This window comes from Phenylobacterium sp., from assembly GCF_031181185.1.
GTDB lineage: Bacteria > Pseudomonadota > Alphaproteobacteria > Caulobacterales > Caulobacteraceae > Phenylobacterium.
In genome coordinates this window covers 1-24,302 of record NZ_JAPSKZ010000028.1, presented here as the reverse complement: position 1 = coordinate 24,302, position 24,302 = coordinate 1, and the positions used below count along the sequence as shown (strand labels likewise).

The following is a 24,302-nucleotide window of genomic DNA, read 5'->3' as shown; positions in this document are numbered from 1 at the left end:
AACTTATTAGCTAATTGACTACTCCATCAAGCGCGTGTCAACCGGGTCTGCATGACCGCGTCCGCGCCCCTTCCCGACGCCGCGCCCGCCAACTGGGTGGACCGCCATGCGCCGCCGGCGCTGCGGCCGTGGCTGAAGCTTGGGCGGTTCGACCGTCCGGCGGGGATCTGGCTGCTGATGCTGCCGGGCTGGCAAGGGATTGCGCTGGCCTGCGCCATGGCCGGCCGTTGGCCCGACGCCCTGCTGCTGGCCAAGTTCTTCCTGGGTGCGGCGCTGATGCGCGCCGCCGGGTGCGCCTACAACGACATCGTCGACCGGGACATCGACGCCAAGGTCGCCCGGACGGCGGGGCGACCGATCCCCGCCGGCCAGATCTCGGTGAGACAGGCCTGGGCGTTCCTGATCGGCTGCAGCCTGGTGTCGTTCCTAATCCTGCTGACCCTGGGCCCGCTGGCGATCGGCCTGGGCGTGGGCTCGCTCGCTCTCGTCGCCGCCTATCCGTTCATGAAGCGCATCACTTGGTGGCCGCAGGCGTGGCTGGGCCTTACCTTCAACTGGGGCGCGCTGATGGGCTTCGCCGCGGCGGCTGGCGAGCTCTCGGCGCCGGCCGCCCTGCTCTACCTCGGCGGCGTGTTCTGGACCCTCGGCTACGACACCATCTACGCGATCCAGGACCTGGAGGACGACGCCCTGGTCGGCGTGAAGTCCTCGACGCGGCGGCTGGGGCCGAACGTGCAGCGAGGAGTTTTGGTGTTCTACGCCGCGAGCCTCGCCCTCGCCCTCGCCGCTGGCCTGACCGCAGGCCTCTCGATGTTCTTCGTCGCCCTGTTCGCCCTCTACGCCGTGCACTTGGTCATCCAGGTCCGCCGCGTACGGACCAACCAGCCGGCGCAGGCGCTGTTCCTGTTCAAGTCCAACTGCTGGGCCGGGCTGATCCTCTTCGTCGCCATCGCCGCGGGCGCGTTCGGCGGGCTTTGACTCTCGTTCTTGTATGACGTACAAATACGCGCATGGCCGACGTGCGCTCCCTCGCCGAGGTGCGCCCCCTGCGCGAGCCGGGGAAGCGGATGCGCTCGCGGCTGCTGGACGCCGCCGTCGAGCTGTTCAAGGCCAAGGGCGCAGGCGGCGTGGCGGTGGCCGAGATCGCCGAAGCGGCCGGCGCATACCCCAGCCAGGTGACGTACTACTTTCGCACCAAGGAGGCCCTGTTCGTCGAGGCCGCCTGCCGGGAGGTGCTCTATGTCGCCCGCCAGGCCGAGGCCGCCGCGGCAGGCGCCCGCAACGGCCACGACTACAACCGCCGGCTCGTCGAGACGGTCATCGGCTCGCCGGGTCTGGCGCTGTTCGTCGAGGCGCTGTCGCTGACCCGTCGGCGACAGGACCTTGCGCCTCTGATCGAGCGCACATTCGAGCGCCTGCACGCCGAGGGCGACCGGGCCTATGGCGAGGTGCGCAGGTGCCGCGGCTGGGACATGGGCGAGGACGCGGCCACCGTCGCCCGCCGGTTCTGGACCCTGGCCTTGGGCGTCGCCTTGCGCGAAGGCGCCACCGAAGCCACCGTCGAAGAGGCCATCGAGGAGATGGTCGCTCTCCTGCATCACAAGCCCCACCCTGATCCATCCCAGCCGGGAGCCGCCTGATGGCCGCCGCCGCCCGCGTCAGACCGAAGGACTACTTCACGCCCGAGGAGTGGGCGCCGCTGTCGCGCCGGTCCTCCTGGAAGGGGCCCGCTCTGGTGGCGCACGCCTGGGCGGTGATCCTCGCCGCCGCACTGATGGCGGTGGTCTGGCCGATCACCATCCCCTTGGCCGTGATGATCATCGGGGCGCGCCAACTGGGCCTCGCCATCCTGATGCACGACGCCGCGCACGGCGCCCTGCACCCGAACCTCAAGGTCAACGACTGGGTGGGCAACCACCTGACCACCGGCGATCTGATGGCCTACCGGCCCTACCACCTAGGGCACCACAAGTACGCCCAGCAGGCCGAGGATCCGGACCTTGTGCTGTCGGCGCCCTTCCCGATCACCCGCACGTCGCTGCGCCGCAAGATCGTCCGCGATCTGACCGGCCAGACCTACTACAAGCTGAAGTGGTCAGGGTTGGTCGACCGCATCCGCAACCGCAGGCCGGACGAGCCGCTCTGGCCGATCCTCAAGGACGCGGTCGTCCGTCGGAAGCGGTTCTTCCTCGGCATGCTGATCACCGTCGCCCTCACAGCGCCGCTGGGCGCGTGGTGGGTGTGGCCGGTGCTCTGGCTGCTGCCGCAGGCCACCTGGCTGCCGATGGTCACCCGCCTGCGCAACATCGCCGAGCACGCCCTGGTGGCCAAGGACGAGCCCGACCCGCTGCGCCATGCCCGCACCACCCGCGCCAATTGGCTCGAGCGCGCGCTGCTCGCGCCCTATTGGGTGAACTACCACTGCGAGCATCACATGTTCATGCATGTGCCCTGCTACAACCTGCCGAAGGTGCGCCACCATCTGCAGCGCAAGGGCGTGACGGAACGGATGCTCAGCGCGCCGGGCTATGTTCACGTGCTGAAGCTTGCGTCCGGCAAGCCCGAGCGCGTAGCCGTGGCGGCGTGATCGCCCAGACCCTGGAAGGCCGCCGCGCCTTCATCCTCGAGAACACCCGCCGGCAGAGCCCGCCGCACACGCCCGAGCTCACGCTGCATCTGGCCGACGAGATCACCCCCATCTGGCGGATGACCGAGGAGGCCTTGGCCGAGATCGGTCTGCCGCCGCCGTTCTGGGCCTTCGCCTGGGCGGGCGGCCAGGCGCTGTCGCGCTATGTGCTGGACCATCCGGAAACCGTCGCCGGCCGGGCCGTGATCGACTTCGCCTCCGGCTCGGGCATCGTCGCCATTGCGGCGCGAGTGGCCGGCGCCGGCCGCGTGCTCGCAGCCGACATCGATCCATTCTGCGGCGCGGCCCTGGCGCTGAACGCCGAGGCGAACGGGGTGACGGCCGAGTTCACCGGCGAGGATCTGCTGGAGGCGTCGCCACCCGCCTGGGCGCAGGTCATTCTGGCGGGCGACATCTGTTACGAGAAGCCGCTGGCCGCCCGGGTCATGGCCTGGCTGGGCGAGGCGCGCGCAGCGGGCGCGACGGTGCTGATCGGTGATCCGGGGCGCAGCTACTTCCCGCGCGAAGGCCTGGTGAAGCTGGCGGAGTATCAGGTGCCGACCACGCGCGAGCTCGAGGACATGGAGGTCAAGAAGACGGCGGTCTGGGCCCTGTCTTGAAGGTCGGCCTGGCCCCTCTTTCGCCGCTTCTGCGTTGAACCCTCGGGAGGCTGCAACTTCCGAAGGTTCAGAATGCCCGCCCCGACCGCCTACGAACAGTACATGATGGAGCTGGTGAACGCCGCGCGCGCGGTGCAAGGCGTCCAGCCCCTCGCCTTCGATTTCGACCTCAACGAATCCGCCGAGCTGCACAGCCAGTGGATGATCGCCGTGGACCAGTTTAGCCACGAAGGCGCCAACGGCTCCACGCCCACCCAACGCATCCAGGCCGCGGGCTATCAGCTCACGGGATCGTGGACGACGGGTGAGAACATCGCCTGGCAGAGCCTGCGAGGCGCACCGGGCATCCAGGACGACGTCTACGACCTCCACGTCGCCCTGATGAACTCGCCGGGACATCGCGCCAACATCCTCAACGGCGCCTTCCGCGAACTGGGCATCGGCGTCGAAGTCGGCGCCTATCAGGGCTACACCGGCGCCTTCGTCACCCAGAACTTCGCCAGGACCGGCACGGCGTTCTTCATCACCGGCGTGGCCTTCGACGATCTGGACGGCGACGTCTTCTATGACGTGGGCGAGGGCTTGGGCGGGCTCACCGTCACCGTCGTCAACACGGCGAGCGGCGCGACCGCATCCACGACGACCTACGGCGAGGCCGGCGGTTACGAGCTCGCCGTCGCGCCCGGGACCTACAACGTCACCTTCTCCGGCGGCGGCTTCGCCAGCGTCACCCGGACGGTTACGGTGGGCTCGGCCAATGTGAAGGTGGACTTGGTCGATCCCGCAGCGGCCGGCGGCGGCGCTACCCCCGGGAACGACAGTCTCACGGGCACGCCGCTCTATGGCGGGGCGGGCGACGACACGCTCACAGGCACAGCCGGCCAGAACTTCCTACGCGGCGAGGACGGCAACGACCGCCTGCTGGGCGGCAGCGCCTTCGACGACCTGCATGGCAACCTCGGCGACGACGCCGTGTTCGGCGGGGCCGCGGGCGACTGGGTGGTGGGCGGCCAGGGTCAGGACAGCCTCTTCGGGGAGGACGGCGACGACGTCGTTCTCGGCAACCTCGGCCAGGACACCGCCGACGGCGGCGCCGGCAATGACGTGGTGCGCGGCGGCCAGGGCCATGACCTGATCGCCGGCGGCTTCGGCGCCGACTACATGGCCGGCGACCGTGGCGACGACACGATCGCTGGAGGCGCGGGCGCGGACACCTTCCACAGCTTCGGCGAAGCCGGGCTCGACCGGATCCTAGACTTCAACCGTGGCGAGGGTGACCGCGTGAACCTGGTGGCGGGGACCACCTATTCCTTCGGTCAAGTGGGCGGCGACGTGGTGATCAACATGACGGGCGGCGGCCGCATCGAGCTGATCGGCGTGTCGATGGCGAGCCTCACCGGGGACTGGCTGACGGTGGGCTGACAAATGAGGTGGCGCGGACCCACCACCACATCCGCAGGGTTCTAGCTCCATGAACCAGGACCCAGTCTCGACGCGACCCGGCGCCACTACGGCCCAACTGAAGAACGATATCGATTCCGGAAGGACGGGCGATAAGCTCGCGGGGTTCGACCCCGGGGCCACGCCGCTGGGGGTGGACGATGAGGCGGGCGGCGTCTCGCCGGACCCGCACCTCATCGCGGCGACGCGAGCCCAGGAGCGTTCGGGCCGCCCTGACAGCCCGACCCCCAACGCCTCGACGCCCGAACTCCAGCCGAACGCCCGCGGCGCCCGCACCAGTTACGCCCTCCCGGCGATCGCCGGGGTCACGGCCGCGGCCGCCGTCGCCCTGCTGCTGCTGGCGGCGCTCTAGCCCTCCTCGGCGGCGCCGGGGAAACCTACGCCCCAGTTCGCCTCGAACGCGCAGAGGAAGCGCTCCCCGTCGCAAACATCATGTCCGAACGGGCTGTCGATAGACGATGCGAGGCTGATGGCCTGAGCGTCGGTTTCGCAATCGAGGCCGACGTTCCCGCCCCAGATGCCGCCAGGTCCTCGCACCCGGACTCTGTAATCACTCATCGGCGAAGTACCGCGTCGTCCCCACCAACCGCTCGCGCCGGTCATGGACCTGCACCCGGGCGTCGGCGCCCCCATACGCCAGCTTCCGCGCCAGCAGGTGCGCGTGCGCCTCGGCCTTGGCGCCCGTTCCGAACACCAGCGGCTCGACGCCAGCGTTGCAATCCATCATCCATCCGCCGGCCAAGGGCCGGATCGTCAGCAGAACATCGTCGATACGCACGGAAATTCGCTTCCTTGTGGATACGCACTATGCGCTCCTCCGCGCTCCGCCGCATTCACCTAGGAGAACAGCGCTACCGCTCTTGTCGGCTGTGAGATCCCGCATTAGAACATAAAGAGAACTCTCGAGGAGCGGACCGATGCGCGAGGACGGCAAGATCGACTACGTGGAGCTGCCTGGCGGCGACATGGCGGCCACCAAGGCCTTTTACGGCCAGGCCTTCGGCTGGAGCTTCCAGGACTATGGCCCCGACTACCAGGCCTTCAGCGAGGGCCTGGATGGAGGGTTCTACACCGAGGGCGCCGCGCCGCGGAAACCGCCGCTGGTGGTGCTTTACGCCCATGATCTTGAGGCCATGGAGGCGAAGGTCAAGGCTGCCGGCGGCGTGATCGTGGCGCCGATCTTCAGCTTCCCAGGAGGTCGCCGGTTCCACTTCCAGGATCCGGCCGGCAACGAGCTGGCGGTGTGGAGCGAGGAATAGGCCTCCGGCAACGGCTGCGATCCATACTCGCCACTTCGAGGGGAGGGCTCGATGCCGCTGGATGCGAAGTTCCAGGCATGGCGACAAAGGAGATCGTCTCGTCCAACCGCACCTACGAGGGCCAGACGTTCATCCAGAGCGACGTGTCCATCAATCCGGGCAACAGCGGCGGGCCGCGCCTGGATGAGAACGGCGCGGTGCTGGGCGTGGCGGTCTCCCGCTACCGGATCGGCGACGCGCCGACGGGGCTGAACCTCTTCATCCCCATCAGCGCCGCACTGGACGCCCTGGCGCTGAAACCGGCGAGCTGAGGCCTCAGCTCCCCGGCGTCTTCGGCGGCTCGGCGGCGGCCGAGGTCTGCGACTGCTGGCGCCGGCGCGGCATCAGCTTCTGGGCCTCGCGCAGCTCGTCCGGATCGAGGGCCGCGTCGGCGTTCTTGTCGATCATGCCGAAGAACTTGGCCATCATGTCGCCGGTCTGCCCCTTGAGTTCGGCCTTCTGCAGCTTGCCGTCGAAGTTGTCGTCCATAGCGCCCATGAAGAGCGTCGCCTGCAGCTGCTTGTCATAGTCTGGCTTCTGGTCCTGCACGGTCTCGTCGACCCACCGATAGTGCAGGTAGGTCGCCAGCATCTCCTCCCACGACTGCTCGCCCCAGGTGACCACCTTGTTCGGATCGGGGTTCGCCGGGTTCCGCTTGGAATTGTCGTAGGTGTAGCGGGTCACGACCTTCGTGCCGGCGGGGATGCGCAGCGGCTCGGCCAGGAAGTACTCGTACTGCCAGTTGAAGTCGTACCTGGGCAGCGCCAGCAGCATCTGCTCGCGGCCGTCCGGATAGATCACCGACACGCTGGCGGACGCGCCGCGATGGTGGGCGTGCGGCGTCAGGCCGTAGATGATCGCCTCCTTCGGGAACTGGATATAGGCGTGCTCGTGGTGCTCCTCGGTGTTCGCCGGGATGACGATCGAGAAGTCGAAGATCCCCTTGGTGCGGAGCACGTATTTCGGCTCCTGGCCCTTCGGATAGAAGTACATCCCCATCTGGGTCTTCTCGACCGTCTCGCGGCCGTAGGGCGTGTAGTGGTTCTGGAAGGCCACGCCACCCGACGGCGGCACCCAGACGCCGTGGTCGTCGGGATTGATGTTCGAGCCGCGGCCCGGACCGTAGCCGCCCAGCGAAGCGCCCCACTGGGTCTCGGTCGCGGTATCTCCGGTCTTGAAGGTCCCATCCACGACGCCGGTCAGGATGTGGTGCACCGCCTGCCGGTCGGTGACACGGAAGGTCGTCGCCTTCATCCAGCGGCCTTCGGTCATGACGCTGGGCACCACCGGACGCTGGTAGTCCAGCACGCCCTGCGCCGGAATCTTGAACGGCGGGATCTCGACGATGATGTCGGGCTTGCCCAGCGGCCAGTCGGCGGCCTTGAAGTCGATCTTGGCGAGCGGGTCCTCGCCCTCGCCGCGAGGCGCGCCGGCCTCGATCCAGTGGACCAGGGTCTTGATCTGGTCCGGGCTGAGCCGGTCGTCGTCCTTGAAGTGCCCGACGGTCTGGTCGGCCATGTAGGGCGGCATCCGGCCGGTGCGGATCACCTCGCGGATCATCGGCGAGAAGCCCTTGATCTGCTCATAGGTGTTCAGCGGCATCGGGCCGATGCCGCCGGGCTGGTGGCAGGTGGCGCATTTGGCCTTGATGATCGGCGCCACCTCATGGGCGTAGCTGATCTTCTCGAAGCTCTTGGCCCGCGCGCGTTCGGGGAAGGCGATGGCGCCGCCCTTGGCCGCGGCCTGGGCGAACGTCACGGCGCGACCGGCGACGAGGGCGTCCAGGGACGTCCGCGCGCCGGCGACCGGTCCGCGGTACACCACCTGCCAGCTCTTGGGGTCCACCACGAACACCTCGGCGGCGCGGGTGACGCCCAGCTGTTCGCCGACCAGCTGCTGGTAGTCGAACAGGATGGGCATGGAGAGGCCGAGCGCGGCGGCCTCCTTCTTCACGGCGTCGCGCTTCTCGCCGAGCCGAGAGGCGACCGCCATGACCTCGACGCCCTTGCCGGCGTAGTCCTTGGCCAGCGCCGCATAGGCGGGGGCGTCCTTGCGCACCTGGGCGTCGCCCGAGGCGTAGGCGACCAGCACCACCGCCTTGGCGTCGGCAAGCCGGTAGAGCTCGCGGGCGATCAGGTTCTGGTCGGCCAAGCGGAAGTTGTCGACCGTCTGGGCCGCCCGCGCCGGTCCGGCCAGCAAGGCTGCGACGGCCACGACCAGCGCCATGAGCGCAGACCATACGCCGGCCCGATGCGCGACACCCATTCCAGCCTCCCGTCCGAATTTCTTGTTATCCGAACGAGATAGTCCGAGCCGCATTGCGCAATTATGTCAGGCGACGCGAAAGATGACGCCGCCGTCAGCGAACACCGGCCGCTATTTCCTGGCCGCTTGTCCGCCGTCGAAATTGCGGACGAAGGTATCCAGCAACCGCACGCCGTAGCCTTGGGCGCCCTTTGGCGCGGTCGGCTGGTCGCGGTCGATCCAAGCCACCGAGGCGATATCCAGGTGCGCCCACGGCGTCTCCGGCTCCGCGAAGAAGCCGATGAAGTGCGCGCCGATGCCCGCGCCGGCCGCCCCGCCGCCTTCGGCGATGTCGCGGATGTCCGCGATCGGGCTTTCCAGGTCCTTGGCGTAGCTGGGGTGCAGCGGCAAGCGCCACACCGGCTCGCCCGTGGCCTTCGACGCCGCCTCGATCTGCTGGGCCAGGCCGTCGTGACGGCTGAAGAGGCCGGCATAGTCGTCGCCCAGGGCCGTGCCCACCGCGCCGGTCAGCGTCGCCAGGTTGACGATCGCCGCAGGCTTGAACCGGCTGTCGACATAGGCAGTGGCGTCCGAGAGCACGATGCGGCCTTCGGCGTCGGTGTTCAGTCGCTCGATGCTCTTGCCGTTGTAGGCGCGGATCACGTCGCCCGGCCGGGCGGCGCCGCCGTCGGGCATGTTCTCGGCCAGGGCGGCGACGCCCACCACATGGACGGGAGCCCCTGACTTGGCGAGCGACAGGACCGCGCCTATCGCAGCCGCCGCGCCGGACATGTCGTTCTTCATCTTCCACATGCCCGATCCGGGCTTCAGCGAGGTGCCGCCGGAATCGAAGGTGATGCCCTTGCCGGTCAGCGCCACCGGACGCTCGGGCGCACCCGGGCCCTTGTACGTCACGAGCAGCAGGCGCGGCGGCCGCGGCGAGCCCATGCCGACGCTGAGGATGGCGTTCATCCCCATCTTCTGCATGACGGGGACGTCGAGCGCCTCGATGGTGACGCCCGGCACGCCCTTGAAGGCCGCACGCGTGCGCTCGACGAAGCTCTCTGGATAGATGACGTTAGCCGGCTCGGTGATCAGGTCGCGCGTGAAGGCGACCGCCTCGGCCAGGGCGCGGCCCTGGCGCTCGAACGCCGCTTGGGCCGCGGCGGCGTCGGGCGTAATCACGACCAGCGGCTGGGGCTCGGCCCGGTCGGCTGGCTTCTTCGTGCGGTAGTCCGCCGAGAAGCGGTAGGCGCCCAGGGCGGCGCCGACGGCGGCCTGGGCGGGATCGCCCAGCCCGGCCGCGACGAAGGCGGTGGGCCGCTCGGCCTTGGCGGTGGCGCGCGCAGCCTGGCCACCCAGGTTCTGGAGGTCCACCGCCGTGAGCGCGTTCCCCTCCGCGGGCTTGGCGCCCAGCACCAGGATCTCGTCATAGCCGCCAAGCCCGCGGAGGCTCAGGCTGGAGCCCGCCTTGTACTCGAACTTGGCGGAGGCGAGCGCGCGGGCCACGGCGGCGCGCACCGCCGGATCGAGGACCGCGCCGCGCGTGGCGAGATCGCCCTCCGAGGCGAGCGGCAGGACCAGGCCGCCGTCCTGCGGCGCCTGGGCGGCGAAGCGGATCGGCCGGGCTTCGGCGGCCGAGGCGGCCAGGGCGAGGGTCAACACGGCGGCGGCGAGACGCATGGAACGCTCCGTTGGAGGCAAGGTGACGCTTGTTTAGCAGGCGAGCGCCGGCTGGCTAGGCCGCGGGAGCACAGGCGGCTAAGACTTCAACCGTCCCGAATCCCGGAGTTGCCCGCATGCGTCGCCGCACCTTCCTCGCCACCGTGGCCGCCTCTGCCTGGGCTGGTCAGGCCCTGGCCCAGTCGCAGATCGTCAGCGGGGACAATCCGAACCGGAAGCGGCCGGACGTGCGCGCGGGCGACCGCGTGGCCGGCGCCAACTTCGCCTCACGCTCGGCCGCCTGGGGCGTAAACGGCGCCGCCGCCACGGCCCATCCGCTCGCCACCCAGGCGGCGATCAGCGTGCTGAAGAAGGGCGGCTCGGCGGCCGACGCCGCCGTGGCCGCCAACGCCTGCCTGGGGCTAATGGAGCCCATCGCCTGCGGCATCGGCGGCGACTGCTATGTGCTGCTGTGGGACCCCAAGGCCAGGCAGGTGATGGGTCTGAACAGCTCGGGCCGCTCGCCGCGCGGGCTGTCGCTGGAGACGGTCCGTAGCCGCGCCGACGCCACGGGGCTGCTGCCGTCCTGGGGCGCCGTGACCGTCAGCGTGCCCGGGACAGTCGACGCCTGGCGCGCGCTGCACGAGCGCTACGGCAAGCTGAAGTGGGGCGAACTCTTCGAAGATGCGATCCACTACGCGGAGGAAGGCCATCCGGTCACCCAGAACGTCGCCTTCTATCTTGCGGGCAGCTACCGCCGATTCACCGACCCGAAGTCGAAGATCGAGGAGGTCGACAACTTCCTGAAGGTCTGGGCGCCTGGAGGCCGCACGCCGGCCGAGGGCGAGATCTTCAAGAACCCGGCGCTCGCGCGCACCTACCGTCTGATCGCCCAAGGCGGCGGGCGCGCCTTCTACGAAGGGGAGATCGCGGAGACCATCGAGCGCTACTTCAAGCGGATCGGCGGCTGGATGACCAAGGCCGACCTCGCCGCGCACCGCGCTGTCTGGACGAAGGTCCATTCCACCAACTACCGCGGCGTCGACGTGCACGCCTTGGGCGACAACACCCAGGGGCTCGCCACTCTCCAGATGCTGAACATCATGGAGACGTTCGACTACCGCGCCTTCGGCTTCCAGTCGGCGGCGGCGATCCACCACGCCGTCGAGGCCAAGCGGCTGGCTTACGAAGACCGCGCCCGCTTCTACGCCGATCAGGACTTCTACAAGTCGCCGGTCGAGTGGCTGATCTCAAAGGACTACGCCCGCGAACGCGCCAGGCTGATCCGCCCCGACCGGATCCTGACGCCGGTGTATCCGGGGCAGGCGCCGAGCCGCGGCGACACCACCTACTTCACCACTGCCGACCGCGACGGAATGATGGTTTCGATCATCCAGTCCAACTATCGCGGCATGGGCTCGGGCCTTGCGCCGGACGGCCTGGGCTTCATGTTCCAGGATCGCGGCGAGCTGTTCGCCACTCAGGACGGGCACCCGAACATCTATGCGCCCGGCAAGCGGCCGTTCCAGACCATCATTCCCGGTTTCGCCACCCGCAACGGCCAGCCGTGGCTGTCGTTCGGGGTGATGGGCGGAGACATGCAGCCGCAGGGGCAGGTGCAGATCATCTCCAACATGGTGGACTTCGGCCTGGGGGTGCAGGAGGCGGGCGACAGCCCCCGCTGGCACCACGGCGGCTCGTCCGAGCCCACGGGCGAGCCCCAGCAGGGCGCCGGCGTGCTGAACTTGGAGACGGGCGTGCCGGACGCCACGCAGAAGGCGCTGGCCGCCCTCGGCTGGACGTTGAAGCCTGACAATGGCGGTTACGGCGGCTACCAGGCCATCGAGCGCTGGCCCGGCCGCTACGCCGCCGCCACGGAGATGCGCAAGGATGGCGTCGCGCTGGCTTACTGAGGCGCCTACCGCTCCAGCCGCTGGCCCTTGCAGTCGACGGCGAACAGGAAGGTGGGGCCGGCCAGGACCTCCACCCGCTCGCAATCGGCGTGGCGCGCGAGGAGTTCCGGGACCGACGTCAGCACGTCGCCGGGGCGCTCCAGGGTCAGGACCTCGGTCGGCAGGGACGAGCCCTGGTGGAGGACGCGCAGGTGGTACATGGTCGGGTCCGTGTGATCTGGCCGACGGATGTGCGCCCCCGCCTGACCGCCCGCCACCTGGGAAAAATACTTAGGGAAAACTCGAGGTTAGCGAGACCATGACCCACGACGAGATGGAGGCGATCGTGCTCGCCTTCCCGGGCGCCACGAAGGGGACCAGCTACGGCAAGCCCGCCTATCTCGTGGACGGCAAGTTCTTCACACGGCTGCGCCGGGACGACGCCAGCCTGGTGCTCATGGACGTATCCTTCGATGAGCGAGAGATGCTGATGGAGGCCGAGCCCGGCACCTTCCACATCACGCCCCACTACAGGGACTACCCCAGCGTTCTGGCGCGGATGGAGACCCTGCACCCTGGCTCATTCCGCAACTTCCTGGAACGCCGCTTCCGCAAGATCGCCAAGAAGACGGCCCTCAAGGCATGGGAGAAGGCTCAGGCAGGCGCCTAGAACTCGTCCTCGATCGCCGAGCGGAAGTTCTCGAACACCTCGCGGGCGTGCTGCTCGGGCGGTATGTGCGGATCGGCGGACGGCGCGAGGGCGACATCGGCGGTGAGGCGGCCGACCACCGCGCCGTGCTGAACCAGCACCAGCTCCTCGCCGGGCTCCAGGCCCCCCAGCAAGGCGGCCACCTTCGGCGGGAGGTCGTCGAGGTCCAGACGCTTCATGGCCCCATTCTAGACCCGCCGGAGGCCGGCGGGTAAACCCGCGCCATGGCTTACCGATCGCTGCGCGAGTTCCTGGACAAGCTTAAGGCCGCGGGCGAGCTGGTCCGCGTCACCGAGCCGGTGTCCTCCGTTCTTGAGATGACCGAGATCCAGCGGCGCCTCCTGGCGACCGGCGGCCCGGCGGTGCTGTTCGAGAACGTCATCCGGGCCGACGGCGAGCGCTCTTCGATGCCGTGCCTGGTCAACCTATTCGGGACCGTGAAGCGGGTCGCCATGGGCGTGACGCTGGAAGGGCGTGAGCGCACCACCGCCGGCGAGCTGCGGGAGGTGGGCGAGCTGCTGGCCTTCCTGCGCCAGCCGGAGCCGCCCCGGGGCCTGAAGGACGCCTGGGACATGCTGCCTCTGGCCAGGACCGTCATGGGCATGCGGCCGCAGGTGCGAAAGTCGGGGCCGGTCCAGGAGGTGGTGCTGAAGGGCGACCAGGTCGATCTGGCGAACCTGCCGATCCAGACCTGCTGGCCGGGCGAGCCCGCGCCGCTGATCACCTGGCCGCTGGTGGTCACCAAGGGCCCGTCGGACGATCGAGAGGACGACTACAACCTCGGCATCTACCGCATGCAGGTGCTGGGGAAGAACCGGACGATCATGCGCTGGCTGGCGCACCGCGGCGGCGCCCAGCACCACCGCCGCTGGAAGGGCGCGGGCAAGCGCGAGCCCCTGCCCGCCTGCGCCGTGATCGGCGCCGATCCGGGGACCATCCTCGCCGCCGTCACGCCGGTGCCCGACACGCTGTCGGAATACCAGTTCGCCGGGCTGCTGCGCGGGGCCAAGGTCGACCTCGTGCCGGCCAAGACCGTGCCCCTGATGGTGCCGGCCCACGCCGAGATCGTGCTCGAGGGCCACGTCCACCTGGACGAGTACGCCGACGAGGGGCCCTACGGCGACCACACCGGCTACTACAACTCGGTCGAGCGCTTCCCCGTATTCGAGGTGACCGCGGTCACCATGCGCAAGGACCCGATCTATCTGACGACCTTCACCGGCCGGCCGCCGGACGAGCCCAGCGTCCTGGGCGAGGCGCTGAACGAGGTCTTCATCCCGCTGATCCGCCAGCAGTTCCCGGAGATCGTCGACTTCTGGCTGCCGCCCGAGGGCTGCAGCTACCGCATCGCCGTGGTGTCGATGAAGAAGGCTTATCCCGGCCACGCCAAGCGCGTGATGATGGGCGTCTGGAGCTACCTTCGGCAGTTCATGTACACGAAGTGGGTGATCGTCGTGGATGATGACATCGACGCCCGCGACTGGAAGGACGTGATGTGGGCGGTCTCCACCCGCATGGACCCGGCCCGCGACATCACCCTCGTCGAGAATACCCCCATCGACTACCTGGACTTTGCCAGTCCCGAGAGCGGACTGGGCTCCAAGATCGGCCTCGACGCCACCAACAAGTGGGCGCCCGAGACTAAGCGAGAGTGGGGCGAGAAGCTGTTCATGGACCAGGCGGTGATCGAGACCGTCACCGAGAAGTGGGCGAGGCTCGGCCTGCCGGGCGACGGGCGGCCCGTCGACTGACCGCTTGCGCCGCCGCTCGAACGGGCGACAACTGCCGGGCTGGGGAGGACAAGCTATGGACGTGACCGCATCGGCGCACGCGGCGGCCCTGTGGGCCGGCCTGCACCTCTTCCTGCTGCTGGTGCTCTCGGTGCTGGTGACCCGGCAGCGGCGGAAGCATCGCGTCTCACTGGGCGACGGCGGCGTTCCCGCCCTGGCCCAGGCGATCCGCGCGTTCGGGAATGCGACGGAGTACGTCCCCTCGGCCCTGATCGGCTTGGCGATCCTCGCCCTGGTGTCCGCCCCGCCGCTGTTCGTCCACGTCGCGGGCGTCGTGCTGTTCGCCGGCCGCGTCCTGCACGCGGTCAGCCTGTCGCGCAGCGGCGAGGCCACCCTGCCTCGCGCCATCGGCGCGCTCGCCACCTGGATCGCCTACATCGCCATCGCCGCGGCGCTGATCTTCTACGCCGTGCCCTAGAGCTTGTAGGCGACCGCCCGCTCGGCCATATGCCGGGCATGGACGAAAACCTGCTGAACGACGTCGTGGCCGCCGCGCTGAAGGCGGGGGCCGACGCCGCCGAGGCCGTGGGCGCCGAGCGGCGCAGCCTTTCCGTCAACGTGCGCGGCGGCGACCTCGAGGAAGTGGAGCGCGAAGAATCCCGCGATCTGGGCCTGCGGGTGTTCGTCGGCCGGCGGCAGGCGACGGTCTCCGGCTCGGACATTTCGGCCGAGGCGCGGGCCAAGCTGGTCGAGCGCGCCGTGGCCATGGCGAAGCTCGCGCCGGAGGATCCTTACGCCGGCCTCGCCGAACGCGAGGCGCTCGCGAACGGCGAGCGTCCGGACCTCGATCTCTACGATCCGAGCGAGCCCACGCCCGAAGCCTTGGAGGAACGCGCCCGGGTCGCCGAGGCCGCGGCCCGCGCCCAGCCGAGGGTGACCAATTCCGACGGAGCGAGCGGCTCGTGGTCGTCGTCGCGCTGGACGCTGGTGACCAGCGCCGGCTTCGTGGGCGTGCACCGCGCCTCGGGCTTCTCGATCGGCGCCTCGGCCATCGCGGGCGACGAGAACGGCATGGAGACCGGCTACGACGGCCGTTCCGCCCGCTGGCAGGCCGACCTGCCGGCCCCGGAAATCCTGGGCGCCGAGGCCGGCCGCCGTGCCGCGGCCCGGCTGGGCGCGCGCAAGATCGCCTCGACCACCGCCCCGGTGATCTTTGAAAACCGCCTCGCCGCCTCGCTGATGAGCCCGCTGATCGGCGCGATCTCGGGTCCCGCGATCGCCCGCGGCACCTCGTTCCTGAAGGACAAGCTGGGCCAGCCGGTGTTTGCGCCGAGTGTCTTCATCACCGATGACCCGCACCGGCCCCGCGGCCTGGGCTCCTCGCCCTTCGATGACGAGGGCGTCCGCAACCAGCGCCGCGACCTGATCGAAGCCGGCGTGCTGACCACCTGGCTCCTGAACTCCTCGTCGGCGCGTCAGCTCGGCCTGACCACCACCGGCCACGCCTCGCGCGGCTTGGCCGGTCCGCCCGGGGTGTCGCCCACCAACCTTACCCTGCAGCCCGGAGATACGGACCTTGCCGGGCTGATGCGCGACGCCGGCGCGGGCCTGCTGGTCACTTCGATGTTCGGACCGTCGCTGAACGGCAACACCGGCGACTGGTCGGTGGGCTGCTCGGGTTTCTGGTTCGAGGGCGGCGAGATCGCCTATCCGGTCAACGAGATCACCGTGGCCGGCAATCTGATCGACATCTATGCGCGCCTTGTTCCCGGCTCCGACCTGGAGATCCGTGGCGCCTCCAACGCCCCGTCGCTGCTGATCGACGGCCTAGCCATCGCGGGGCGTTGATCCTGGACGACCTGCAGCTCCTGCTCGACGCCGCCCATGAGGCCGGGGAACTGGCGGGACGACTGCGCCGTGAGGGGCTGGAGATCGAGTACAAGCCGGGCAATTCGCCCGTCACCAACGCCGACCTCGCCGCCGACCGGCTGCTGAAGGAGCGCCTGCGCGGGGCCCGCCCCGACTACGGCTGGTTGTCGGAAGAGACGGCGGACGATGCCGCGCGGCTGGCCCATCGGCGGATTTTCGTCGTCGATCCCATCGACGGCACGCGGGCCTTCCTGAACGATCGGCCGTGGTGGGCGGTGTCCATCGCCGTGGTGGACGGCGAGCGTCCGGTGGCGGGCGTCGTCTTCGCGCCCGAGCTCTCCGAGACTTACGCCGCCCGCGCTGGCGGCGGCGCGACCCTCGACGGCGCGCCGATCCGCGTCGGCGGCGTGGACCGGCTGGAGGCCTGCCGCATGGCCGGCGATCCCAAGCTGTTCGGCCATCCCAGCTGGCCGATCCCGTGGCCCGAGATGCGCGTGGAGCAGCGCAACTCCACCGCCTATCGCATGTGCCTGGTCGCCGCGGGTGTGTTCGACGCCGCGGTCGCGCCCGTCGCGAAGCACGACTGGGATCTCGCTGCCGCCGACCTCATCGCCACCGAAGCCGGCGCTTTCGTCGGCGACCACCGGGGCGAGACGTTCCGCTACAACCGGCCTAAGCCGGTGCAGGACAGCCTGGTCTGCACGACGCCGGCCCTCGCCCCATTGATCCTGGACCGGGTCCGGCATATCGGCAGCGGAAACTGACCCTTCCGCTCTCGAAAGCGTTTCCGAACACCATGCCTGACAGCAAGCAGCTCCTTCACCTCGTCATCGGCGGCGAGCTCAAGTCCCTCAACGGCCCGCCTGAGTTCCGCGACCTCAGCAAGGTCGACCTCGTGGGCGCCTATCCGTCGTACGACGAGGCCGTTCGAGCCTGGCGCGCCAAGGCGCAGGAAACGGTCGACAACGCACACATGCGCTATTTCGTGATCCACGCCCACAAGCTGCTGTCGCCGGGCGCTGGCGACTGAGGCCCTTAGGCCCGGACGACCCGCTCGATCATCGCGCCGTCACGCCAGAGTTCGACGGCTTCGCAGCTGGCGTGCTCGGCGAGCAGGCGCTGGGCGCGCCGCCGGAGGTTGGCCATGTCCGTCCAAGGAGCGAGGTCGACCACCGGCGCAACACCGTCAGCCCTGACGCACAGCAAGGTGCAGTACTCTTCGGTGGCGAGAACGGTCAGAACTTCCTCCATGGCGTGCATCCTTGCACGCCTCGGGTGAGGCGTCTGTCATAAAGGTAACTTAGGCGGCTATTCGCGCCTCAGCAGCCGCTCGGTGATCAGCGAGCCAAGCATCTGGCTCCTGAACTTCGCCTTCATGCCCGCCGGGTCGTACATCGGGCTCTGCACCCACTCGACGAAGCTCATGCCGGCGGGTTCGCCCTCCTCGAGGTATCGCTCGAAGGTATAGTCCAGCACGCCGGTCTTGCCCTGCTTCACGTGCAGGTAGCGCAAGTGCAGCTGGTCCATGGCCTCTCGGATGGTCTTGCCCTTCCGGAAGTGCATGTAGAGCACGCTCATGATGCCCGCCCGATCCGCGCCGGACTTGCAATGCATCAGGGCCGGATACTCGATGGTCTCGAACAGGCGCTTGGCCCCCAGCACGCGCTGGACGCTGGGCACCTCGCGCGAGGTGATGGTGAAATCGACCATCGTCAGGCCCAGCCGCTGGCAGGCGTCCTTCTCCAGGGCGTGGAAGCTGGCGTCGAAACCGCCCCGCAGGTTGATCACCGTCTTGATGCCGCGGGCCTTCCAGAGGGCCAGCTGGTGCGGCCACGGCTGATTGGTGCGCACCAGCTCCTCGGAGATCCAGTGCGCGTTCGAAAAGCCCAGCCGCAGGTAGGCGTGGTCCTTCCAGAGGTAGTCCAGGTACGTCTTCACCCGCCCGGCGGGCGTGGAGAGGTCGAAGGCGTTCTGCACCTGCTGTTCGCTCATGGCGGCTAAGTAGGGCCTGACGCGGCGCAGAGGAAGCGGGCGCAGCGCCGCGCTTGACTTCGGCGCCCCAACGTCCGACCCCAGGCCCATGAGCGAAAGCCCGCCCGAGCTATCTGGCCGCGACCTGATCGCGCGGGTGGCCAAGGCCTATCTCGCGCCGCGCTGGCCTGCCTGGCTGGGCGCGCTCCTCGCTGGGATCGCGGCCGCCTGGTTCACGACCAAGCTGGTCCAGATCCTGGAACCTGCCACGAACGACCTGATGGTCAACCACAAGCCCGGCACGCTGCTGGCCCTGCCCCTGACCATCGCCGCCTATGCCGTGGCGCGCGCCCTGGCCCAGGTCGTCCAGGCGACCCTGGTGAACCGTATGGGCAACGCCGTGGTCGGCGACATCCAGGTGCAGCTGTTCGGGAAGCTGGTCCGGGCCGACCTCGCCCACCTCCGCAGCGGTCATTCGGGCGGCTACGTCTCCTCGGTGCTGTACGACGCGGGCCTGATCCGCGAGGCCGCCACGGCCGGCGTGATCAACTACACCCAGCACCTGCTGATCGTGATCGGCGCGATCACGGTGATGGTCTCCAACGACCGAAACCTCTCGATCCTGCTGATCGTGGCGCTGCCGGCCGCCACCTGGATCATGCGCCGCTTCGCCAAGCGGACGACCAAGGCCGCCAAGGGCGCCATGGTCGAGACCTCAGCGCTCTCGACCGCCATCATGGAGAGCCTGGACGGCGTCCGGGTGGTGAAGCTCGAGAACCGCGAGGCCTATGAGGAGGATCGGGTCGCCGAGGTGGTCCGCCGCCGCCAGAAGCACCTCACCAAGGGCGCCAACGCTCGGGCGCGCGCCGCCCCGGCCACCGAACTGTTGATGACCTTGATCACCGCCGGGGTGATCGCCTACGCCGGCTGGCGCTCGCAGCAAGGCGGCATGACGGTGGGCGCCTTCGTCGCCTTCATCGCGGCCCTCGGGGTGGCCTCGCAGTCCCTGCGGCAGCTCGCCAATCTGCAGACTGTGTTCGCCGAGGGCATGTCGGCGGCGCGGCGCCTGTTCGCCGCCCTGGACGTCCAGCCCGAGGTCCGCGAGAAGCCCGGCGCCCGGCCGCTGCCGCGCGGCGAGGCCACCATTCGCTTCGAGAACGTCGGCTTCCGCTATGGCGGCGAGGGCCCGCCGGCGCTGTCCGGCGTGACGCTGGAGGCCCGCCGCGGCGAGACGGTCGCCCTCGTCGGACCCTCGGGCGGCGGCAAGACCACGATCCTGAACCTGATCCCCCGGTTCTACGACCCCACCGAAGGCCGGGTGGCCATCGACGCGCATGACGTGCGCGACGTCACCCTGGCGTCGCTGCGCGACCAGATCGCGCTCGTCACCCAGGAGCCGTTCCTCTTCGACGACACCATCCGGGCGAACATCGCCTACGCCCGGCCCGGCGCATCGCAGGCCCAGATCGAAGCCGCCGCCAAGGCCGCGGCCGCCCACGACTTCATCCTGGCGCTGCCGGAAGGCTACGACACCACCGTCGGCGAGGCCGGCGCGCGGCTGTCGGGCGGTCAGCGTCAGCGGATCGCGATCGCCCGCGCCTTCCTGAAGGACGCGCCCATCCTGCTGCTGGACGAGGCCACCAGCGCGCTGGACACCGAGAGCGAGGCCCAGGTCCAGGAGGCCCTGAAGCGGCTGATGGCCGGGCGCACGACCATGCTCATCGCCCACCGGCTCTCCACCGTGCGCGGCGCGGACCGGATCTACGTCGTCGACAGGGGGCGCATCGTCGAGACCGGCGATCACACGAGCCTGGTGAAGAAGCGCGGCCTCTACGCCCGCCTCGCCAAAAGCCAGCACCTCGAGGCGGAGCCGGCTTGAAGAAGCTTCTGCGGAGCGACGGCGTTCAGGCCGTCTTAGGGTGGCTGCTCGGGACTTATCTGCGCGTGATCCTGCGCACGGTCCGCTGGCGGCACGAGAACGTCGATTGCGTCGAGCCAGTGCTGGCGGACGAGTCCACAGGCGCCATCGCCCTCTTCTGGCACGGCCGCATCCCGCTGTGCCTGGCCACGGCCCCGCAGTGGTGGCGCAAGCGCACCCGCTGCCTCGTCTCGCCCTCGGCGGACGGCGAGTTCATCGCCCGCGCCCTGTCGATGTCCGGCTTCCCGGCCATCCGGGTCTCGTCGGCGAAAAAGGGCGATGCGGCCAAGGCGCGCGCGGCCGTGGCGGCGATCCGGGAGGCGACGACGTGGGTGGCCGGCGGCGGCGCCCTGGTGGTCACGCCGGATGGTCCGCGCGGTCCCAACGAACTGATCCAGCCCGGCGCCCTGCAGATCGCGCGCCGTTCGGGGCAGCCGGTCTTCCTGATGGGCATCGCCGCCGATCCGGCATGGCGGGTTGAGGACACCTGGGACAAGGTGATGTTCGCCGCCCCGTTCGGCCGCGGCGCGGTCGTCTGGGAGGGCCCGCTGCACGTGCCGGCCGACGCGGGCGAGGCCGAGATCGCCGCGCTGATCGCCGACTGGTCGGCCCGCTTGTCGGCGGCGACGCGACGCGCCGAGGCGCTGGTGGCTCGCCCGACGGATTGATCCAGCGCGCGGTTCGCGGGACATAGGCCCCATGGCGCACGCCCACTCGCACCACGGCCACGATCATCACGATCACGACCATGACCACCATCACGGCCAAGGCCATGGGCACGGTCATGGTTTCGGTCACCACCACCACCATCACGCGCCCGCCGATATGGGCCGGGCCTTCGCGCTGGGCATCGCGCTGAACGTCGCCTTCGTGGTGGCCGAGGTGGCCGCGGGCCTCTGGACGGGTTCACTCGCCCTGCTGGCCGACGCCGGCCACAATCTCTCGGATGTGCTGTCCCTGCTGCTGGCCTGGGGCGCGACCGTACTGGCCAAGCGCGCGCCGTCGGGGCGGCGCACCTACGGCCTGCGTAAGGCCACGATCCTCGCCTCACTCGCCAACGCCGTCATGCTGCTCGTGGCGGTGGGCGCCATCGTCTCTGAAGCCGCGCACCGCCTGCGCGAGCCGGCCAGCGTCGAGGCCGGGATCGTCATGCTGGTGGCGGGGCTGGGCGTCGTGATCAACGGGATCACCGCCGCCTTCTTCATGCGCGGCAGCCACTCCGACCTGAACGTCCGCGGCGCCTTCCTGCACATGGCGGCGGACGCGGCCGTGTCCCTCGCCGTGGTGGTGGGCGCCTTCGCCATGGCGGAGACCGGCCTTCTGTGGATCGATCCGGCGCTCAGCATGCTCATCGCGGCGGTGATCGTCGTCGGCACCTGGGGGCTGCTGCGCGACTCCGCCGACCTTGCGCTGGACGCCGCCCCACGCGGCATCGACGTGGACGAGGTGCGCCGATGGCTGGCCGCCCAGCCGGGCGTCGAGGGCGTCCACGACCTGCACATCTGGGCGATGAGCACCACCGAGACGGCGCTGACCGCCCACCTCCTGCGGCCGGCGAACGCCGACAACGACGCCTTCCTTCACACCGTCTGCGAAGGCCTGGAGCGGCGTTTCAACATCATCCACGCCACCTTGCAGGTCGAGACCGACGCCAGCCACGCCTGCCGGCTCGCCCCGGTCGAGGTGGTTTGACCCCGCTGCCGCTCGCCCTCTACGGCGCAGCGACGGGCCTCCTGGAGCCCTTCGCGCCGCTGGCGCTGCGGGCCCGCGCCCGCCACGGCAAGGAGGACCCCAGCCGCCTGGGCGAGCGCCTCGGTCGCGCCGACCGCCCGCGCCCCGCGGGGCCGCTCGTCTGGTTGCATGGCGTGAGCGTCGGCGAGAGCGTGTCCTTGCTGCCCCTGGTCGAGGCGCTGAAGGCGCGCCGGCCCGACGTCGCGCTGCTCGTCACCTCGGGCACCGTCGCCTCGTCCGAGGTCCTCGCCAAGCGCCTGCCGCAGGGCGTGCTCCACCAGTTCGCGCCGGTGGATGCGCCCGGCGCCGTTCGCCGCTTCCTCGACCACTGGCGGCCGGACCTGGCGGTGCTGGTCGAAAGCGAGCTGTGGCCGAACCTGATCACGACGGCGCGGCGCCGAGGCGTGCGGCTCGCGCTGCTCTCCGCGCGCATGACCGAAGCCAGCGCCCGAGGCTGGACCCGCGCCCCGGCTTCGGCGCGGACGCTGCTCGCCGCCTTCGACCTGGTGATGGCGCAGGATGCCGCCAGCGCCGATCGCCTCGCGCGGCTTGGCGCCAAGCTGGGGGCGCCTCTGAACCTCAAGCGGCTGGGCAAGCCGCTGGAGACGGATCATCGGGACCTGAGGCAGCTGCAGGGTATCCTGCAGGGCCGCAGGGTCGTTCTCGCCGCCAGCACCCACCCAGGCGAGGAACGGCTGATCGTCGACGCCTTGGCCGGTCTCGACGCCCTGCTGATCCTCGCCCCGCGGCATCCGCAGCGCGGCCCCGGCCTGGCCGGCGAATTTGGCGCGCCGCGCCGCAGCGTCGAGGCGCTGCCGACGCCGGAGACTCGGATCTATCTGGCCGACACCCTGGGCGAGCTCGGCCTGTTCTTCCGCCTGGCCGACGTCACAGTGATGGGCGGCAGCTTCGTTGACGGCATCGGCGGTCACAATCCGCTGGAGCCCGCCCGATCCGGCGCGGCGATCCTCACCGGTCCGCACGTGTTCAACGCGGCCGACCTCTATGCTGAGATGACGGCGGAGGGAGCGGCGATCCAGGTGGGCGACGCCACCGAGCTGCGACCGGCCGTAGAGCGCCTGCTGGCGGATTCAGCGTCGCGCCAGCGTCTCGCCGGAGCGGCCCTCGCCTACGCCGAGCGTCAGGGCGAGCAACTGGACCGCGCCCTGGCCGCCTTGGAGCCGCTGCTGCCATGAAGCTCGCCACGCCGCGCTGGTGGTACAGCCGCGACCGCCGGGTCATGCCGATGACGCGGGGTCTGCTGACGCCGCTATCGTGGATCTGGGCCGGCGTGACGGCCCGCAAGATCGCGCGGGCCACGCCTGTCGATGCAGGCGCGCCGCTCATCTGCGTCGGCAACCTCACCGTGGGTGGGGCCGGCAAGACGCCCGTCGTCCGGGAACTGGCCCGGCGTCTCGGCGGCCACGTCCTGACGCGCGGCTACGGCGGCCGGGAGGCCGGGCCCCTGCAGGTGGATCCCGTGCGCCACACGGCTGCGGACGTGGGTGACGAGCCCTTGATGCTGGCCCGCGACCTGCCGGTCTGGGTCTCTCGCGACAGGCCCGCGGGCGCCAAGGCCGCCGCTTTGGCCGGCGCCCGGGTGATCGTCATGGACGACGGCCACCAGAACCCGTCGCTGAAGAAGACGCTCTCGCTGGTTGTCGTGGACGGCGAGACGCGGAACGGCGAGTGGCCCTTCGGCGACGGCCGGGTCTTCCCGGCGGGGCCGATGCGCGAACCGCTGGCGGCCGGCCTGGCCCGGGCCGACGCCAGCGTCCTGCTGTTACCCGCCGATCTGAAGGCGCCGGATCCGGAACTTCTGGCGACGCTGTCGGCCAAGCCGGTGCTGATCGCACGCCTCGCGCCGGAAGGCCCGCCGCCGGCGGGACCGCTGGTGGGCTTCGCCGGCATCGGCAAGCCGTGGAAGTTCGAGCGGGCGCTCCAGGCCGCCGGCGCTGACCTCGCCGACTTCGCGCCTTTCCCGGACCATTTCGCCTATGACGCGGCGGCGCTGAAGCTCCTCGACGAGCGCGCCGAACAGTTCAGGGCGTCGCTGGTCACCACCGAGAAGGACTGGGCGCGCCTGCCGCCCGACTGGCGCGCCAAGGTCGCCTCCTGGCCGGTCCGCGCGGTCTTTGAGGACGAGGCCGCGCTGGACCGCCTGCTCGCCGGAATCTAGGCGCCCGCCTTCTGGGCGAAGGCCCAGCTGGTCTGGGCCAGCGCTAGGACGCGCGGGCCCATGTTGGCCGCGTCGGGGTGGTTGGCCGTGCCGTCCCGCACGCGGCCCAGGATGCCCTGGATGATGCCGGCCAGACGGAAGGTGTTGTAGGCGAAGAACCAGTTCAGGTCCGGCAGACCCGATCGCCCCGTGCGCTCACAGTAGAGCTCCACCGCCTCTTCGATCGTGGGGATGCCGTGGGCTTTCAGGTCGGGCAGTTGCGAGACCGTGCCGTTCACCCAGTTCATCAGCAGATAGGCGAAGTCGGCCAGCGGCTCGCCCAGGGTGGCCAGTTCCCAGTCGAGCACCGCGGCGACCCGCGGCTCGGTGGGGTGGAAGATCATGTTGTCCAG

General features: G+C 69.9%; 29 protein-coding genes. 20 read left to right on the top strand and 9 right to left on the bottom strand.

What is annotated here, in order from left to right; all coding sequences use genetic code 11:
- Positions 1-51: 51 nt before the first annotated feature.
- The 6 genes from ubiA to RIF93_RS05400 all read left to right on the top strand — a co-directional run bounded on the left by ubiA (position 52) and on the right by RIF93_RS05400 (position 5,059).
- Entirely contained in the window at positions 52-978 is a 927-nt protein-coding gene (gene ubiA / locus RIF93_RS05425) for a 4-hydroxybenzoate octaprenyltransferase (protein ID WP_309089206.1), read from the top strand.
- Positions 979-1,010: 32 nt separating this feature from the next.
- Positions 1,011-1,640, top strand: a complete 630-nt coding sequence (locus tag RIF93_RS05420; protein WP_309089204.1) for a TetR/AcrR family transcriptional regulator C-terminal domain-containing protein — start codon at positions 1,011-1,013, stop codon at positions 1,638-1,640.
- Entirely contained in the window at positions 1,640-2,587 is a 948-nt protein-coding gene (locus RIF93_RS05415; RefSeq protein ID WP_309089202.1) for a fatty acid desaturase family protein, read from the top strand. Before RIF93_RS05420 ends, RIF93_RS05415 begins: the two co-directional genes overlap by 1 nt.
- Positions 2,584-3,246, top strand: a complete 663-nt coding sequence (locus tag RIF93_RS05410) for a methyltransferase (protein ID WP_309089200.1) — start codon at positions 2,584-2,586, stop codon at positions 3,244-3,246. The genes RIF93_RS05415 and RIF93_RS05410 overlap by 4 nt, the downstream gene beginning before the upstream one ends.
- Positions 3,247-3,318: 72 nt before the next feature.
- Complete coding sequence (locus RIF93_RS05405; RefSeq protein WP_309089198.1) at positions 3,319-4,668, top strand: CAP domain-containing protein; 1,350 nt, start codon at positions 3,319-3,321, stop codon at positions 4,666-4,668.
- Positions 4,669-4,717: 49 nt separating this feature from the next.
- Positions 4,718-5,059, top strand: a complete 342-nt coding sequence (locus RIF93_RS05400) for a hypothetical protein (protein WP_309089196.1) — start codon at positions 4,718-4,720, stop codon at positions 5,057-5,059.
- Here the strand turns inward: RIF93_RS05400 and RIF93_RS05395 are convergent.
- Both RIF93_RS05395 and RIF93_RS05390 read right to left on the bottom strand, forming a co-directional pair.
- Positions 5,056-5,265 carry a hypothetical protein gene (locus RIF93_RS05395; RefSeq protein WP_309089194.1) on the bottom strand — a complete coding sequence of 70 codons (210 nt, stop codon included), beginning with the start codon at positions 5,263-5,265 and terminating at the stop codon, positions 5,056-5,058. The two genes, RIF93_RS05400 and RIF93_RS05395, sit on opposite strands and share 4 nt — an antisense overlap.
- Complete coding sequence (locus RIF93_RS05390; RefSeq protein ID WP_309089192.1) at positions 5,258-5,485, bottom strand: hypothetical protein; 228 nt, start codon at positions 5,483-5,485, stop codon at positions 5,258-5,260. The genes RIF93_RS05395 and RIF93_RS05390 overlap by 8 nt, the downstream gene beginning before the upstream one ends.
- A 139-nt stretch (positions 5,486-5,624) precedes the next feature.
- Between RIF93_RS05390 and RIF93_RS05385 the strand changes: the two genes are divergently transcribed.
- Positions 5,625-5,966, top strand: a complete 342-nt coding sequence (locus RIF93_RS05385; RefSeq protein ID WP_309089190.1) for a VOC family protein — start codon at positions 5,625-5,627, stop codon at positions 5,964-5,966.
- On the top strand, positions 5,951-6,277 hold the full coding sequence (locus RIF93_RS05380; RefSeq protein ID WP_375163838.1) for a trypsin-like peptidase domain-containing protein: 327 nt from the start codon (positions 5,951-5,953) through the stop codon (positions 6,275-6,277). Before RIF93_RS05385 ends, RIF93_RS05380 begins: the two co-directional genes overlap by 16 nt.
- A 4-nt stretch (positions 6,278-6,281) precedes the next feature.
- On the opposite strand, the gene RIF93_RS05375 is transcribed toward RIF93_RS05380, so the two are convergent.
- Together RIF93_RS05375 and RIF93_RS05370 are read right to left on the bottom strand one after the other, a co-directional pair.
- On the bottom strand, positions 6,282-8,270 hold the full coding sequence (locus RIF93_RS05375; protein ID WP_309089186.1) for a redoxin domain-containing protein: 1,989 nt from the start codon (positions 8,268-8,270) through the stop codon (positions 6,282-6,284).
- Positions 8,271-8,381: 111 nt separating this feature from the next.
- Positions 8,382-9,932 carry a leucyl aminopeptidase gene (locus tag RIF93_RS05370; RefSeq protein WP_309089184.1) on the bottom strand — a complete coding sequence of 517 codons (1,551 nt, stop codon included), beginning with the start codon at positions 9,930-9,932 and terminating at the stop codon, positions 8,382-8,384.
- Positions 9,933-10,048: 116 nt separating this feature from the next.
- On the opposite strand from RIF93_RS05370, the gene RIF93_RS05365 reads away from it, so the two are divergent.
- Positions 10,049-11,824, top strand: a complete 1,776-nt coding sequence (locus tag RIF93_RS05365) for a gamma-glutamyltransferase family protein (protein ID WP_309089182.1) — start codon at positions 10,049-10,051, stop codon at positions 11,822-11,824.
- A gap of 5 nt (positions 11,825-11,829) precedes the next feature.
- Here RIF93_RS05365 and RIF93_RS05360 read toward each other — a convergent pair whose 3' ends face one another.
- Positions 11,830-12,024 (bottom strand): hypothetical protein, encoded by a 195-nt coding sequence (locus RIF93_RS05360; protein ID WP_309089180.1) that lies wholly within the window; start codon positions 12,022-12,024, stop codon positions 11,830-11,832.
- A 98-nt stretch (positions 12,025-12,122) separates the two neighbouring features.
- On the opposite strand from RIF93_RS05360, the gene RIF93_RS05355 reads away from it, so the two are divergent.
- Positions 12,123-12,473 (top strand): MmcQ/YjbR family DNA-binding protein, encoded by a 351-nt coding sequence (locus tag RIF93_RS05355; RefSeq protein WP_309089178.1) that lies wholly within the window; start codon positions 12,123-12,125, stop codon positions 12,471-12,473.
- Here RIF93_RS05355 and RIF93_RS05350 read toward each other — a convergent pair.
- The gene (locus tag RIF93_RS05350; protein WP_309089176.1) at positions 12,470-12,691 is read right to left on the bottom strand and encodes a hypothetical protein; all 222 of its coding nucleotides are present in this window, start codon (positions 12,689-12,691) and stop codon (positions 12,470-12,472) included. The two genes, RIF93_RS05355 and RIF93_RS05350, sit on opposite strands and share 4 nt — an antisense overlap.
- Before the next feature lie 45 nt (positions 12,692-12,736).
- On the opposite strand from RIF93_RS05350, the gene RIF93_RS05345 reads away from it, so the two are divergent.
- From RIF93_RS05345 to RIF93_RS05325, 5 genes are read left to right on the top strand one after another with little or no spacing between them, the layout of a single operon-like run.
- On the top strand, positions 12,737-14,263 hold the full coding sequence (locus tag RIF93_RS05345; protein WP_309089174.1) for a UbiD family decarboxylase: 1,527 nt from the start codon (positions 12,737-12,739) through the stop codon (positions 14,261-14,263).
- A 55-nt stretch (positions 14,264-14,318) separates the two neighbouring features.
- Positions 14,319-14,720, top strand: a complete 402-nt coding sequence (locus tag RIF93_RS05340; protein WP_309089172.1) for an MAPEG family protein — start codon at positions 14,319-14,321, stop codon at positions 14,718-14,720.
- A gap of 38 nt (positions 14,721-14,758) precedes the next feature.
- Positions 14,759-16,090 (top strand): TldD/PmbA family protein, encoded by a 1,332-nt coding sequence (locus RIF93_RS05335; RefSeq protein ID WP_309089170.1) that lies wholly within the window; start codon positions 14,759-14,761, stop codon positions 16,088-16,090.
- Between the two features lie 2 nt (positions 16,091-16,092).
- Complete coding sequence (locus RIF93_RS05330; RefSeq protein WP_309089217.1) at positions 16,093-16,875, top strand: 3'(2'),5'-bisphosphate nucleotidase CysQ; 783 nt, start codon at positions 16,093-16,095, stop codon at positions 16,873-16,875.
- 32 nt (positions 16,876-16,907) lie between these two features.
- Entirely contained in the window at positions 16,908-17,141 is a 234-nt protein-coding gene (locus tag RIF93_RS05325; protein WP_309089168.1) for a DUF4170 domain-containing protein, read from the top strand.
- 5 nt (positions 17,142-17,146) lie between these two features.
- Here the strand turns inward: RIF93_RS05325 and RIF93_RS05320 are convergent, their stop codons facing one another.
- Positions 17,147-17,362: a hypothetical protein gene (locus RIF93_RS05320; RefSeq protein WP_309089166.1), complete on the bottom strand. Its 216-nt coding sequence runs from the start codon at positions 17,360-17,362 to the stop codon at positions 17,147-17,149.
- A gap of 57 nt (positions 17,363-17,419) precedes the next feature.
- Positions 17,420-18,103, bottom strand: a complete 684-nt coding sequence (locus RIF93_RS05315) for a beta-lactamase hydrolase domain-containing protein (RefSeq protein WP_309089164.1) — start codon at positions 18,101-18,103, stop codon at positions 17,420-17,422.
- An 88-nt stretch (positions 18,104-18,191) separates the two neighbouring features.
- On the opposite strand from RIF93_RS05315, the gene RIF93_RS05310 reads away from it, so the two are divergent.
- The 5 genes from RIF93_RS05310 to lpxK are packed head-to-tail and all read left to right on the top strand — an operon-like array spanning position 18,192 to position 23,910.
- On the top strand, positions 18,192-19,961 hold the full coding sequence (locus RIF93_RS05310) for an ATP-binding cassette domain-containing protein (RefSeq protein WP_309089162.1): 1,770 nt from the start codon (positions 18,192-18,194) through the stop codon (positions 19,959-19,961).
- A complete protein-coding gene (locus tag RIF93_RS05305; RefSeq protein WP_309089160.1) occupies positions 19,958-20,668 on the top strand; it encodes a lysophospholipid acyltransferase family protein in 711 nt (236 codons plus the stop codon). The genes RIF93_RS05310 and RIF93_RS05305 overlap by 4 nt, the downstream gene beginning before the upstream one ends.
- A 31-nt stretch (positions 20,669-20,699) precedes the next feature.
- On the top strand, positions 20,700-21,692 hold the full coding sequence (locus RIF93_RS05300) for a cation diffusion facilitator family transporter (RefSeq protein ID WP_309089158.1): 993 nt from the start codon (positions 20,700-20,702) through the stop codon (positions 21,690-21,692).
- Positions 21,689-22,927: a 3-deoxy-D-manno-octulosonic acid transferase gene (locus tag RIF93_RS05295; protein WP_309089156.1), complete on the top strand. Its 1,239-nt coding sequence runs from the start codon at positions 21,689-21,691 to the stop codon at positions 22,925-22,927. The genes RIF93_RS05300 and RIF93_RS05295 overlap by 4 nt, the downstream gene beginning before the upstream one ends.
- Entirely contained in the window at positions 22,924-23,910 is a 987-nt protein-coding gene (lpxK, locus tag RIF93_RS05290) for a tetraacyldisaccharide 4'-kinase (protein ID WP_309089154.1), read from the top strand. Before RIF93_RS05295 ends, lpxK begins: the two co-directional genes overlap by 4 nt.
- On the opposite strand, the gene RIF93_RS05285 is transcribed toward lpxK, so the two are convergent.
- A partial coding sequence (locus RIF93_RS05285; protein ID WP_309089152.1) for a phosphotransferase occupies positions 23,907-24,302 on the bottom strand: 396 nt, incomplete at its 5' end. The two genes, lpxK and RIF93_RS05285, sit on opposite strands and share 4 nt — an antisense overlap.

What these genes read in the sequence shown, in the direction of transcription:
- RIF93_RS05405 (WP_309089198.1), top strand. Translation starts at nt 3,319, where the DNA reads ATGCCCGCCCCGACCGCCTACGAACAGTACATGATGGAGCTGGTGAAC.
- RIF93_RS05395 (WP_309089194.1), bottom strand. Translation starts at nt 5,265, where the DNA reads ATGAGTGATTACAGAGTCCGGGTGCGAGGACCTGGCGGCATCTGGGGC.
- RIF93_RS05365 (WP_309089182.1), top strand. Translation starts at nt 10,049, where the DNA reads ATGCGTCGCCGCACCTTCCTCGCCACCGTGGCCGCCTCTGCCTGGGCT.
- RIF93_RS05400 (WP_309089196.1), top strand. Translation starts at nt 4,718, where the DNA reads ATGAACCAGGACCCAGTCTCGACGCGACCCGGCGCCACTACGGCCCAA.
- RIF93_RS05325 (WP_309089168.1), top strand. Translation starts at nt 16,908, where the DNA reads ATGCCTGACAGCAAGCAGCTCCTTCACCTCGTCATCGGCGGCGAGCTC.
- RIF93_RS05345 (WP_309089174.1), top strand. Translation starts at nt 12,737, where the DNA reads ATGGCTTACCGATCGCTGCGCGAGTTCCTGGACAAGCTTAAGGCCGCG.
- RIF93_RS05360 (WP_309089180.1), bottom strand. Translation starts at nt 12,024, where the DNA reads ATGTACCACCTGCGCGTCCTCCACCAGGGCTCGTCCCTGCCGACCGAG.
- RIF93_RS05420 (WP_309089204.1), top strand. Translation starts at nt 1,011, where the DNA reads ATGGCCGACGTGCGCTCCCTCGCCGAGGTGCGCCCCCTGCGCGAGCCG.
- RIF93_RS05385 (WP_309089190.1), top strand. Translation starts at nt 5,625, where the DNA reads ATGCGCGAGGACGGCAAGATCGACTACGTGGAGCTGCCTGGCGGCGAC.
- RIF93_RS05320 (WP_309089166.1), bottom strand. Translation starts at nt 17,362, where the DNA reads ATGGAGGAAGTTCTGACCGTTCTCGCCACCGAAGAGTACTGCACCTTG.
- RIF93_RS05370 (WP_309089184.1), bottom strand. Translation starts at nt 9,932, where the DNA reads ATGCGTCTCGCCGCCGCCGTGTTGACCCTCGCCCTGGCCGCCTCGGCC.
- ubiA (WP_309089206.1), top strand. Translation starts at nt 52, where the DNA reads ATGACCGCGTCCGCGCCCCTTCCCGACGCCGCGCCCGCCAACTGGGTG.
- RIF93_RS05415 (WP_309089202.1), top strand. Translation starts at nt 1,640, where the DNA reads ATGGCCGCCGCCGCCCGCGTCAGACCGAAGGACTACTTCACGCCCGAG.
- RIF93_RS05375 (WP_309089186.1), bottom strand. Translation starts at nt 8,270, where the DNA reads ATGGGTGTCGCGCATCGGGCCGGCGTATGGTCTGCGCTCATGGCGCTG.
- RIF93_RS05315 (WP_309089164.1), bottom strand. Translation starts at nt 18,103, where the DNA reads ATGAGCGAACAGCAGGTGCAGAACGCCTTCGACCTCTCCACGCCCGCC.
- RIF93_RS05350 (WP_309089176.1), bottom strand. Translation starts at nt 12,691, where the DNA reads ATGAAGCGTCTGGACCTCGACGACCTCCCGCCGAAGGTGGCCGCCTTG.
- lpxK (WP_309089154.1), top strand. Translation starts at nt 22,924, where the DNA reads ATGAAGCTCGCCACGCCGCGCTGGTGGTACAGCCGCGACCGCCGGGTC.
- RIF93_RS05340 (WP_309089172.1), top strand. Translation starts at nt 14,319, where the DNA reads ATGGACGTGACCGCATCGGCGCACGCGGCGGCCCTGTGGGCCGGCCTG.
- RIF93_RS05335 (WP_309089170.1), top strand. Translation starts at nt 14,759, where the DNA reads ATGGACGAAAACCTGCTGAACGACGTCGTGGCCGCCGCGCTGAAGGCG.
- RIF93_RS05355 (WP_309089178.1), top strand. Translation starts at nt 12,123, where the DNA reads ATGACCCACGACGAGATGGAGGCGATCGTGCTCGCCTTCCCGGGCGCC.
- RIF93_RS05310 (WP_309089162.1), top strand. Translation starts at nt 18,192, where the DNA reads ATGAGCGAAAGCCCGCCCGAGCTATCTGGCCGCGACCTGATCGCGCGG.
- RIF93_RS05300 (WP_309089158.1), top strand. Translation starts at nt 20,700, where the DNA reads ATGGCGCACGCCCACTCGCACCACGGCCACGATCATCACGATCACGAC.